The following is an 11,786-nucleotide window of genomic DNA, read 5'->3' as shown; positions in this document are numbered from 1 at the left end:
GTCTTAGATGTGGATCGGCTTGCCGTGGGCGGCCATGGCCGCTTCCTTCAGCGCTTCCGCGTGGGTCGGGTGCGCGTGGCAGGTCAGCGCGATGTCTTCGGACGAAGCGCCGAATTCCATCGCCTGCGCGGCCTGTGCGATCATGGTGCCCGCCAGCGAGCCCACGATGTGCACACCCAGCACGCGGTCGGTCGCGGCATCGGCCAGCACCTTCACGAAGCCCAGCGTGTCGCGGTTGGCCTTGGCGCGGCTGTTGGCCATGAACGGGAACTTGCCCGCCTTGTACTTCACGCCGGCGGCCTTCAGCTCTTCCTCGGTCTTACCCACCGAGGCCACTTCCGGCATGGTGTACACGACCGACGGAATGACCTCGTGGTTCACGATGCCGTTGAGGCCGGCCAGGTTGTCGGCGCAGGCCACGCCCTCGTCCTCGGCCTTGTGAGCCAGCATCGGCCCCGGGATGGCGTCGCCGATGGCGTAGATGCCCGGCACGTTGGTCGAGAAGTCGTGGTTCACCTTCACGCGGCCGCGCTCGTCGAGCTGCACGCCCACCTTGTCGAGGCCGAGGCCGTCAACGAACGGACGGCGGCCGATCGACATCAGCACCACGTCGCAGGCGATCTCTTCCACGTCGCCGCCCTTGGCGGGCTCCACGCGCACGACAGCGCCGCGCTTCTTGCCCTTGTTGTCTACCTCAACGCCGACCACCTTGGTCGAGGTCTTGATGGCCATGCCCTGCTTGGCGAAGATCTTGCCGCATTCCTTGGAGACTTCACCGTCCATGGTCGGCAGCAGACGATCCAGATACTCGACCACGGTCACCTTCGCGCCGAGGCGACGCCACACCGAGCCCAGCTCCAGGCCGATCACGCCGCCGCCGATGACGACCATGTGCTCCGGCACCTTCGGCAGGTCCAGCGCTTCGGTCGAGCTGATGACGACTTCGCCGTCGATCTCCACGCCCGGCAGGCTGATCACGTCAGAGCCGGTGGCGATGATGGAATGCTTGGTGGTCACGGTGCGCTTGGTGCCGTCGGCGGCTTCCACCACGATGGTGTGCGCGTCCTGATAGCGGCCGTAGCCCTTGATCCACTCCACCTTGTTCTTCTTGAACAGGTAGGCGATACCGCCGGTCAGGGCCTCGACGGTCGAGCCCTTTTCCTTCAGCATGTCTTCGAGGTCGAACTTCGCGCCCTTCACGGAGATGCCGTAGGCCTTCAGATGATCACCGGCCACTTCCTCGTACTTCTCGGAAGCGTGCAGCAGCGCCTTTGACGGAATGCAGCCCACGTTCAGGCAGGTGCCGCCCAGCGTTTCGCGCTTCTCGATGCAGGCCACCTTCAGGCCGTTCTGTGCAGCGCGAATCGCGGCCACATAGCCGCCCGGACCTGCGCCAATTACCACCACGTCAAAGTCATACGCCATGTTATCTTCCTCGCTCACCCGCTGGAAACGCCGGGACCAGGTGCGGTCTTAACCGACCGGCCCGCCTCAGAAAAGGCGGTTATGGTTCAATGCCAGATCAACTACGACAAGCCAATGACCCGATGCCCGTCCATCGGAGACTCGGCTGAATCCCCCTGCTTCTACTCCATCCGGCACGGCGGGCAAACCGGCTTTGCCCGCCCCCGTGCCCTGAACGCGCCGGATACGCTCCAGGACAGTCCAAAACAAAAGCGGCCCCGGTCGAAACCGGAGCCGCTCCTGCAAACCCTTCGGGTCTGGCTGGCTTACATGTCCAGCAGCAGACGGGTCGGATCCTCGATCGCTTCCTTCACGCGCACCAGGAAGGTCACGGCCTCGCGGCCGTCGATGATGCGGTGGTCGTAGGACAGCGCCAGGTACATCATCGGGCGGATGACGATCTGACCGTCGCGAACGACCGGGCGCTCCTCGATGCGGTGCATGCCGAGAATACCGGCCTGCGGCGGGGAGAGGATCGGAGTCGAGAGCATCGAGCCGAACACGCCGCCGTTGGTGATGGTGAAGGTGCCGCCCTGCATTTCGTCCAGCTTCAGCTGGCCGGACTTCGAGCGCTTGCCGAAGTCTGCAATGGTGGTCTCCACATCAGCGAACGACATCTTGTCGGCGCTGCGCAGGATCGGCACGACGAGGCCGTTGGGTGCGGACACAGCCACGCCCACGTCGGCGTAGTTGCGGAACACCAGCTCGTCGCCCTCGATCGAAGCGTTCACCGCCGGCACTTCCTTGAGTGCAAGCGTCACGGCCTTCACGAAGAAGCCCATGAAGCCCAGACGGATGTTGTGCTTCTTCTCGAACAGGTCCTTGTACTTGGCCCGCGCCTCGATGACGGCAGACATGTCCACGTCGTTGAAGGTGGTCAGCATCGCAGCGGTGTTCTGCGATTCCTTCAGGCGACGCGCGATGGTCTGGCGCATGCGGCTCATCTTCACGCGCTCTTCAGCGCGGTCAGCAGCCGGAGCAGCGGCGGCAGCGGCCGGGGCAGCGCCGGCAGCAGCGCGCTGGCGGGCGGTGCCGTTCTCGATCGCCTTCAGCACGTCTTCCTTGGTCAGACGGCCGTCCTTGCCGGTGCCGGAGATCGACGCCGGGTCGAGGTTGTAGTCCTCGACGATCTTGCGAACAGCCGGGGCCATCGCCACCAGCTCGGCCGCCGGAGCAGCAGCCGGAGCGGAGGTCTGGGCCGGAGCCGGAGCCGCTTCAGCCTTCGGGGCCGGAGCGGCAGCCGGAGCAGCGGCTGCCGGGGCAGCGGCCGGAGCCGGAGCCGCAGCGCCTGCGCCTGCCGTTGCGGTTTCGTCGATCTGGGCGACGATCGCGCCCACTTCGACGGTTGCACCCGCTTCCTGCGAAATGGCGGTCAGAACACCGGCAACCGGGGCCGGAAGTTCCACTGCCACCTTGTCGGTTTCAAGGCTCGCCAGGGGTTCGTCCTGGTTCACGTAGTCGCCGGGCTTCTTCAGCCATTCGGCAATCGTCGCCTCAGTGATGGATTCGCCGAGCGCCGGGATCTTGACGTCCGTGGCCATGATGTACTCGCTCCTATACCAAATTTAAGCGTCGAGGGCATCGGCCACCAGGCGGGCCTGTTCCTCGGCGTGACGTTTCGCAAAGCCGGTCGCGGTCGCGGCCGCCGGCGCACGACCGGCATAGACCGGACGGGTCGGCTGTGTCCCGCACTCAACCAGAACTTCCTCGATCAGCGGATTGATGAAGCTCCAGGCACCCATGTTCTTCGGCTCTTCCTGGCACCAGACCACGGTCTGGAGGTTCGGGAAGCGCGCAACCATCTTGGCGATGGCGTCTGCCGGGAACGGGTAGAGCTGCTCGACGCGCAGCAGGTAGGTGTCGTCCTGACCGCGGCGATCGCGCTCGTCGAGCAGGTCGTAGTACACCTTGCCCGTGCAGAGCACGAGGCGGGTGATCTGCTCGTCAGCGCGCAGCGTCAGCTCGGAGTTGCGACCCAGCTCCGCATCGTCGCGCAGCACGCGGCGGAATTCCTGACCTTCCAGGAAGTCCTCGATCCGCGAGACCGCCTTCTTGTGACGCAGAAGCGACTTCGGCGTCATCATCACCAGCGGCTTGCGGAAGGCGCGGTGCAGCTGGCGGCGCAGGATGTGGAAGTAGTTGGCCGGGGTGGTGCAGTTCGCAACCTGCATGTTGTCCTCGGCGCAGAGTTGGAGGTAGCGCTCCAGACGGGCGGAGGAGTGCTCCGGACCCTGGCCCTCGTAGCCGTGCGGCAGCAGCAGCACGAGGCCGCTGGCGCGCAGCCACTTCACTTCCGAAGACGACAGATACTGGTCGATGATGATCTGCGCACCGTTGGCGAAGTCGCCGAACTGGGCTTCCCACAGGGTCAGCCAGTTGGGTTCCGCCAGCGAGAAACCATACTCGTAGCCCATGACGCCGTACTCGGAGAGCACGGATTCATACACTTCGTAGTTCTGGCTGATCTGCATCAGCGGCAGGTACTTCTCTTCGGTCTTCTGATCGATGAACACCGCATGGCGGTGCGAGAAGGTGCCGCGCCCCACGTCCTGACCGGACAGGCGCACGCCGAAGCCTTCCTTCAGCAGCGTGCCGAAGGCCAGCTGTTCGCCGGTCGCCCAGTCGATGCCCTCGCCGGTCTCCAGCGCCTGAGCGCGGGCCTTGATCACGCGCTCCAGCGTCCGGTGGATGTTGAAGCTCTCCGGCCACTGGGTCATCGCCTTGCCGACTTCGGCCAGAACGTCGGCGGCAACGCCGGTGTCTGCCGAACGGCGGCTCTCGACGCCCTCGACCGGGCGGTGCAGGCCCTGCCAGCGGCCCTCGAACCAGTCAGCCTTGTTCGGCTTGTAGCCCTTGGCGGCCTCGAACTCGTCTTCCAGGCGGGAGACGTAGGCGTCTTCCATCGCCTTCACCTGCTCGGCGGTCACCACGCCCTGCTGCTGCAGCTTCTCGGCGTAGCGCGACGACACGAAGGTGTGGCTCTTGATGGCGGCGTACATGCGCGGCTGGGTGAAGCCCGGCTCGTCGGCCTCGTTGTGGCCGAAGCGGCGGTAGCACCACATGTCCACGACCACGTCGCGCTTGAACGTCTGACGGTATTCGGTCGCCAGCTTGGTCGCCCACACCACGGCTTCCGGATCGTCGCCATTCACGTGGAAGATCGGCGCCTGCACCATCTTCGCCACGTCGGACGGATACGGCGAGGAACGGGCGAACTTCGGCGAGGTGGTGAAGCCCACCTGGTTGTTCACGATGAAGTGCAGCGTACCGCCGGTGTTGTAGCCCGGCACGCCGGACATGGCGAAGCACTCGGCCACCACGCCCTGGCCCGCAAACGCGGCGTCGCCGTGCAGCAGCAGCGGCAGCACCTTGGTGCGGTTCACGTCGCCCCGCTGGGTCTGCTTGGCGCGCACGCGGCCCAGCACCACCGGGTTGACGGTTTCCAGGTGAGACGGGTTCGGCGTCAGCGACATGTGTACCATGTTGCCGTCGAAGCCACGGTCGGTGGAGGTGCCGAGGTGGTACTTCACGTCGCCCGAGCCGCCCACTTCATCCGGCTGCGAGGAGCCGCCGGCGAATTCGTGGAACAGCTGGCGGAACGGCTTCTGCATCACGTTGGTCAGCACGTTCAGGCGACCACGGTGCGGCATGCCGATGATGATCTCTTCGATGCCGAGCGCGCCGCCCACCTTGATCACGGCTTCCAGCGCCGGGATCATGGCTTCGCCGCCGTCAAGGCCGAAGCGCTTGGTGCCGACGTACTTGCGCGCCAGGAACTTCTCGAAGCTCTCGCCCTCGATCAGCTTGTTCAGGATGGCAAGCTTGCCTTCCTTGGTGAAATAGACGTCCTTTTCCGGACCCTCGATGCGCTCCTGCAGCCAACGACGCTCTTCGATGTCGTTGATATGCATGTACTCGACAGCGATGCTGCCGCAGTAATTACGGCACAGGGTTTCCTGGATCTGGCGGATCGAGGCCGTCTGGAAGCCGAGCAGGCCGCCGATGTAGATCTGGCGGTCCATGTCGGCCGGGGTGAAGCCGTGGTAGGCCGGCTCCAGTTCCGGATGCTCCTCGCGCTTCTCGAGGCCCAGCGGGTCGAGCTTGGCGGCCAGGTGGCCACGCACGCGGTAGGTCCGGATGAAGGTGAATGCCTGGAGCGTGTCCTGCGCGGCGCGGCGGATGTCCTCGGCGGAAACGCCAGCGGCCGGCGCGGCGGCGGCTGGAGCGGCTTCCTTACCCTTGCCCTTGGCCGGCTTCGGCTCAAGCTGCATCTGGGTCGGGTCGAGCGCCTGCGTCAGCGAGTCATTGGGCTGCAGCGGCCAGTTGCTGCGTTGCCACGAAGGGGTGGCCTTGATGCTGCCTGCCGCCAGTTCCAGACCGGCGAAGTAGCGCTGCCAGCTGGGGTCGACGGAATTGGGGTCGGCCGCATACTTTTCATACAACGCTTCAATGAAGGCAGCGCTGGCACCTTCGATGCCTTGGGGAAGATCGCCTTCGATACCCATTGCGACTCTGCTCCTTAGTCCGGCACGCGTACATCCGGCGTGCCAAAACGAGCCTATCGTTAAACCTAGGCCGTCCGCGACCGACAGGCGCATCGCGGACGGCCAAAGCCTGGTGTGTTCCGGACTGACTCCCCCCATCAGTGCCGGAACACGATTAATTAGCCCTTAAGCACCTCGAGAAGGGTGGTGCCCAGAGCGGACGGGCTGTCGGCGACAACGACACCAGCAGAACGCATGGCCTCGATCTTGTCTTCCGCCTTGCCCTTGCCGCCGGAGACGATTGCACCGGCGTGGCCCATGCGGCGGCCCGGAGGCGCCGTGCGGCCAGCGATGAAACCGACGGTCGGCTTCTTGATCTTCGAGCGCTTCAGCAGTTCAGCGCCCTGCTCCTCGGCGTCGCCGCCGATTTCGCCGATCATGATGATGGACTCGGTTTCCGGGTCCTCCAGGAACATTTCCAGCACGTCAACGAAGTTGGTGCCGTTGACCGGGTCGCCGCCGATGCCGACCGCGGTCGACTGGCCCAGGCCCACTGCGGTGGTCTGGAACACGGCTTCGTAGGTCAGGGTGCCCGAGCGGGACACGACGCCGACCTTGCCCTTGCTGAAGATGTTGCCCGGCATGATGCCGATCTTGCACTCGCCCGGGGTCAGCAGACCCGGGCAGTTCGGACCGATCAGGCGGGTCTTGGAGCCCTGCAGGGCGCGCTTCACGCGCACCATGTCCAGCACGGGGATGCCCTCGGTGATGCAGACGGCGAGGGGGATCTCGGCGTCAATCGCTTCGAGGATGGCATCGGCCGCGCCTGCGGGCGGCACGTAGATCACGGTCGCGTCGGCGCCGGTGACTTCACGAGCTTCGGCCACGGTGTTGAACACCGGCAGGCCCAGGTGGGTGGTGCCACCCTTGCCCGGTGCGGTGCCGCCGACCATCTTGGTGCCGTAGGCGATCGCCGCCTCGGAGTGGAAGGTGCCCTGCTTGCCGGTGAAACCCTGGCAGATGACCTTGGTGTCTTTGTTGATCAGAATTGCCATGGTTACGCCGCCTTCTCTACTGCATCCACGATCTTCCGGGCTGCATCGCCCAGATCGTCTGCCGGGATGATCGGCAGACCCGAGTCACGCATGATCTGCTTGCCCAGATCCACGTTGGTGCCCTCGAGGCGCACCACCAGCGGAACCGACAGGCTGACTTCGCGAGCAGCGGCCACCACGCCTTCGGCGATGATGTCGCAACGCATGATGCCGCCGAAGATGTTGACCAGAATGCCCTTCACCTGCGGGTCGGACAGAATGATCTTGAACGCCGCCGTCACCTTCTCCTTGGAAGCGCCGCCGCCAACGTCGAGGAAGTTGGCCGGTTCGCCGCCGGAGAGCTTGATGATGTCCATCGTCGCCATGGCCAGGCCTGCGCCGTTGACCATGCAGCCGATGTTGCCGTCCAGAGCGATGTACGACAGGTCGAACTTGGAAGCTTCCACTTCCTTCTGGTCTTCCTCGGTGATGTCGCGCAGCTCAACGATGTCCGGGTGACGGTATAGGGCGTTGCTGTCGAACGATACCTTGGCGTCCAGAACCTTGATCTGGTTGTCGACGGTGATCACCAGCGGGTTGATCTCGAGCATCGAGCAGTCGGTCGCGACGAAAGCGTTGTACAGCTTGGTCACGACGTCCACGCCCTGCTTGAACAGGTCGCCGGTCAGGCCCAGAGCGAAGGCCACCTTGCGGGCATGGAAGCCCGACATGCCCATCACCGGGTCGATGTCGACGGTGATGATCTTCTCCGGGGAGTGCTCGGCCACCTCTTCGATGTCCATGCCGCCTTCGGTCGAGGCGATCACGGCGATGTGTCCCGTCGCGCGGTCCACCAGCATGGAGAGGTACAGTTCCTTGGCGATGTCCACACCGTCGGTGATGTAGACGCGGCCCACTTCCTTGCCGGCCGGGCCGGTCTGGATGGTCACCAGGGTCTGACCCAGCATCTCCGAAGCGTGCTGGCGAACCTCGTCGATCGACTTGGCCAGACGCACACCGCCCTTGGCGTCCGGGGCAGCGCCCACGAACTTGCCCTTGCCGCGACCACCGGCGTGGATCTGCGCCTTAACGACGTAGATCGGCCCCGGCAGCTTCTCAGCGGCAGCGGCTGCTTCATCAGCAGTGAAAGCGGCAAAACCAGCCGGAACGGGCACGCCAAACTTGGCGAGCAGTTCCTTTGCCTGATACTCATGAATGTTCATTGTTATTACGCTTTCTTCTTGGGGCGACCACGCTTCTTCGGAGCCTCCACCGGAGCCTCCGAAGCGGCCTTGGACGCACGGCCTGTCTTCGCTTCAACCTTAGCCTTGGAAGTCTTGGTCGCAACGACACCGGCCAGAGAAGGATCGATCTGCTTGCAGGCATCAACCAGGCCACGCACAGCGTTGACCGAGTTGGTGAACATCTTGCGTTCAGCCGCCTTCAGATCGATCTCGACAATACGCTCAACGCCACCTTCACCAATGATGACGGGCACGCCGACATAAATGTCGTCGAGACCGTACTGGCCGTTGATGTAAGCAGCGCACGGAAGCAGCCGCTTCTTGTCCTTCAGATAGCTCTCGGCCATCTGAACGGCAGAAGCCGCTGGAGCGTAGTAGGCCGAGCCGGTCTTCAGGAGCCCGACGATCTCTGCGCCGCCATCGCGCGTCCGCTGGACGATCTGGTCCAGCCTCTGCTGCGTGGTCCAGCCCATCTTGACCAGATCGGGAACCGGAATACCGGCAACGGTCGAATAGCGGGTCAGCGGCACCATCGTATCGCCGTGTCCGCCCAGAACGAATGCCGTCACGTCTTCAACGGAGACGTTGAATTCCTCGGACAGGAAATAACGGAAGCGGGCCGAGTCGAGCACGCCGGCCATGCCCACCACCATGTGGTGCGGCAGGCCTGAGAACTCGCGCAGTGCCCACACCATCGCATCCAGGGGATTGGTGATGCAGATCACGAACGCCTTCGGGGCGTAGCGGCGGATGCCCTCGCCCACGGACTTCATGACCTTCAGGTTGATGCCCAGCAGATCATCCCGGCTCATGCCCGGCTTGCGCGGCACGCCGGCCGTCACGATGCACACGTCCGCGCCCTTGATCGCCTTGTAATCATTGGCACCGACAAGGCGGGAATCGAAGCCGTCAACCGGCGCGGATTCCGCAATGTCCAGCGACTTGCCCTGCGGCAGGCCCTCGGCGATGTCGAACATGACGACGTCGCCCAGTTCCTTCAGGCCGATCAGGTGCGCAAGCGTGCCGCCGATCATCCCGCTGCCAATCAGCGCAATTTTTTTGCGTGCCATCAGAGCCCCTAACGTGGCTGTCAATCAAACAGGCCAGGGCAAACGAAACGAATGCCCAAACGGCCGTGGCAATAGACCGAAAATCCAATAGTCGCAAGGGCACGTAGCAAGTTTGACACCCCCTCACGTACAAAACTTAACAATAGTGTGGGGAGGCAAACCGTGCCTTTGCCCTAGACGTTGTGAGGGGTGCCCGAAGCCTCGCCCTGCCTCGCCGGCTGGCCGTTCAGCCGCTCCAGATCGCCCTTGATCGTCGGGCAGTCCGGATTCAGCGTGAAGGCGCGCTCATAGGCTTCCCGCGCAGCGTCCTGATGCTGCAACTTGGTCTCCAGAACGGTGCCGAGCTGGTGCCAGGCCACATGGTCGTCCGGGGCAAGCTCCACCGCTCGTCGCAACGCCACCACCGCCTCGTCGTCCTTGCCGAGGCCGTCCGACAGAACCTCCGCCAGCCGCACCCACAGCCAAGCCGTGCCCGGCTCGCGCGCCGCCGCTTCCCGGTATGCCAGCTCGGCGGACTCCGGCTGGTTCAGGCGCGGGTAGAAAACCATTCCCAGCTGCGCCCAGGTCCAGGCATGGTCCGGGTCCAGCTCCAGCGCCCGACGGAAGGCGGCCACCGCCTCCGCCTCGCGGCCGGGCAGCTGCGCCAGCAGGCGCCCCAGCTCGCTCCACACCCACCGGTACTCCGGCTTCAGGCGCAGAGCTTCCTGAAACGCCGATTCGGCCTCTTCGGCCCGCGCCAGGTCTGTCTGGGCAATCAGCGCACCGAGCTGGCTCCAGTTCCACGCCTCCTGCGGTGCCAGTTCGGTCGCCCGCCGATAGGCCGCCTCCGCCTCGGAGGGCCGCCCAAGCAGCTCGTGACAGATCTGTCCCAGATGCGCCCAGGCCCACTCGTAGTTCGGGTTGATGCGCACCGCGTTTTCCAGCGCCGCCGCCGCTTCCAGCGGCCGGCCGCGCTTGAAGCCCAGCAGATGCCCCAGCTGCGCCCAGGCCCAGGCGTTCTCCGGCTCGGCTTCCAGCAGGAGGCGATAGCCCTCCTCCGCCTCCTCCGGCTTTTCAAGGCGCAGGTGCCGCACGTGGGCCAGCTGGCCCACCGCCCACCAGTAGTCGCCCCGCTCGGCCAGCGCGCGCAGCAGCATGGTCTCCGCCTCTTCCGGCTCGTCCATCGAATCGGCAAGGAAACGGCCGTAGTGCGCCAGCGCCCACGCATAGTCCGGCGCGTACTCGATGGCGTGGCGGAAGGCCTCGTCCGCCTCCTCCTCCCGGCCCGGCTGGTGGGAGAGCAACTCGCCCAGCTGCGCCCAGTCCCAGTCGTCCTCCGGGTCGAGCGCGAGCGCCTGCCGCAGCGCCTCCTCGGCCTCGGCCGGGCGCTTCAGCTCCTGCCCCAGCAGCTGGCCCAGCTGGCCCCAGGCCCAGGCGTAGCCCGGATTTTCCTCGATCGCCCGCCGGTAGGCCGCCTCCGCGTCGCGGAAACGCCCAAGGTCTTCCTGATAGAGCAGGCCGAGCTGCGCCCAGCACCACGGATAGCTCCGGCTCAGCTCGATGGCGCGGCGGTAGCCCTCCTCCGCCTCTGCCAGCCGCTCGCCTTCGGAGTGCAGCACCCGCGCCTTCCAGGCCCAGGCGGTGGCGTAGTTCCAGTCCAGCGCCAGCGCCTGTTCCAGCGCATCCTCGGCCTCGTCCAGATCACCGTCGCGGTCGTGGATCACCCGGCCAAGATAAGCCCAGGCCGTCTCGTTCTGGTCGTCGATGGACACCGCGCGGCGCAGCACCGCCTCCGCGTCCTCCTCCCGCCCCAGATGGTCGGCGAGGATGCGGCCAAGGTTAACCCACGCATCCACGTCGTTGGGGTCGGCGGCGATGATCCGCTCCCACACGGCGCAGGCGTCCATGAACCGGCCGCTGCGCTCCAGCCAGCTCGCCTCGGCGTGCTCGTCGGCCATGGTCGGCCCCAGCGCGGGCGGCGGCAGGTGCGGCAGGTCTTCGGATTGAGCAGCTCCTGAGCCGCCGGAGGGCGGCGGACTGTTCCGGCGCAACGCGTCGGCACGGGCCTTGGCGGCGGCGGCTTCCTCGGCGCGGGCCGGGTCCAGCGCCAGCAGCCGGGCCAGATGGTGCCAGGCCTCCGGCCGCTTTTCCTCCAGCGCCGCGGCGATGCTCAGCGCTTCGATGGCTTCGCCCAGACGTCCCTGACCCTCGGACAGGGTCGCCCGGATCATGTATTGCCGATAGGCCTGCTCGGTCGAGATGGCGCCCACGCCAGGCTCCTCAAAGTGCCGCCCCGGAGAACAGGGCCGCGCAGGCACCGGCTCGCCGGCAACTGCGCCTGAATATACTCCGCCATTTAGCGGCTGCGGCCGTAGGCGCGCAAGAAGGTGCTGACCGCAGCCCGAATGCGTTTCTCGTGTCCTTCATGGTCAATCGCACCTGTTCCATGAAGCATTACCTTCATGAAGTAACTACCCTTGATCATGCCCATTAAATGCTCGGCGGCCAGAT

7 protein-coding genes and 1 pseudogene are annotated in these 11,786 nt (G+C 65.3%); all 8 read right to left on the bottom strand.

From position 1 onward, the window contains the following. Nucleotides 1-3: 3 nt before the first annotated feature. The 8 genes and pseudogenes from lpdA to VIG90_RS19875 all read right to left on the bottom strand — a co-directional run bounded on the left by lpdA (nt 4) and on the right by VIG90_RS19875 (nt 11,784). Nucleotides 4-1,425 carry a dihydrolipoyl dehydrogenase gene (gene lpdA / locus VIG90_RS11650; RefSeq protein ID WP_331593689.1) on the bottom strand — a complete coding sequence of 474 codons (1,422 nt, stop codon included), beginning with the start codon at nt 1,423-1,425 and terminating at the stop codon, nt 4-6. 305 nt (nt 1,426-1,730) lie between these two features. Further along, nucleotides 1,731-3,005, bottom strand: a complete 1,275-nt coding sequence (gene odhB / locus VIG90_RS11645; RefSeq protein WP_331593688.1) for a 2-oxoglutarate dehydrogenase complex dihydrolipoyllysine-residue succinyltransferase — start codon at nt 3,003-3,005, stop codon at nt 1,731-1,733. 24 nt (nt 3,006-3,029) lie between these two features. Then, nucleotides 3,030-5,969: a 2-oxoglutarate dehydrogenase E1 component gene (locus tag VIG90_RS11640; RefSeq protein WP_331593687.1), complete on the bottom strand. Its 2,940-nt coding sequence runs from the start codon at nt 5,967-5,969 to the stop codon at nt 3,030-3,032. Between the two features lie 158 nt (nt 5,970-6,127). After that, nucleotides 6,128-7,003, bottom strand: coding sequence for a succinate--CoA ligase subunit alpha (gene sucD, locus VIG90_RS11635; RefSeq protein ID WP_331593686.1), 876 nt, complete (start codon nt 7,001-7,003; stop codon nt 6,128-6,130). A gap of 2 nt (nt 7,004-7,005) precedes the next feature. Next, nucleotides 7,006-8,205 (bottom strand): ADP-forming succinate--CoA ligase subunit beta, encoded by a 1,200-nt coding sequence (gene sucC, locus VIG90_RS11630; protein ID WP_331593685.1) that lies wholly within the window; start codon nt 8,203-8,205, stop codon nt 7,006-7,008. 131 nt (nt 8,206-8,336) lie between these two features. After that, nucleotides 8,337-9,296, bottom strand: a pseudogene (gene mdh, locus VIG90_RS11625) (malate dehydrogenase); the annotation flags it as partial. A gap of 173 nt (nt 9,297-9,469) precedes the next feature. Beyond that, a complete protein-coding gene (locus VIG90_RS11620; protein ID WP_331593684.1) occupies nt 9,470-11,545 on the bottom strand; it encodes a tetratricopeptide repeat protein in 2,076 nt (691 codons plus the stop codon). A gap of 86 nt (nt 11,546-11,631) precedes the next feature. After that, a complete protein-coding gene (locus VIG90_RS19875) occupies nt 11,632-11,784 on the bottom strand; it encodes a TetR/AcrR family transcriptional regulator C-terminal domain-containing protein (protein WP_414695496.1) in 153 nt (50 codons plus the stop codon). Nucleotides 11,785-11,786: the final 2 nt, after the last annotated feature.

Source organism: Pedomonas sp., from assembly GCF_036515995.1.
GTDB lineage: Bacteria > Pseudomonadota > Alphaproteobacteria > Sphingomonadales > Sphingomonadaceae > Pedomonas.
The sequence above is the reverse complement of the archived record's forward strand: the minus strand, read 5'-3'. Positions and strand labels throughout refer to the sequence as shown.

Bases quoted from the DNA above. Each gene is read 5' to 3' on its own strand.
- sucC (WP_331593685.1), bottom strand. From the start codon at position 8,205: ATGAACATTCATGAGTATCAGGCAAAGGAACTGCTCGCCAAGTTTGGC.
- sucD (WP_331593686.1), bottom strand. From the start codon at position 7,003: ATGGCAATTCTGATCAACAAAGACACCAAGGTCATCTGCCAGGGTTTC.
- lpdA (WP_331593689.1), bottom strand. From the start codon at position 1,425: ATGGCGTATGACTTTGACGTGGTGGTAATTGGCGCAGGTCCGGGCGGC.
- VIG90_RS11640 (WP_331593687.1), bottom strand. From the start codon at position 5,969: ATGGGTATCGAAGGCGATCTTCCCCAAGGCATCGAAGGTGCCAGCGCT.
- odhB (WP_331593688.1), bottom strand. From the start codon at position 3,005: ATGGCCACGGACGTCAAGATCCCGGCGCTCGGCGAATCCATCACTGAG.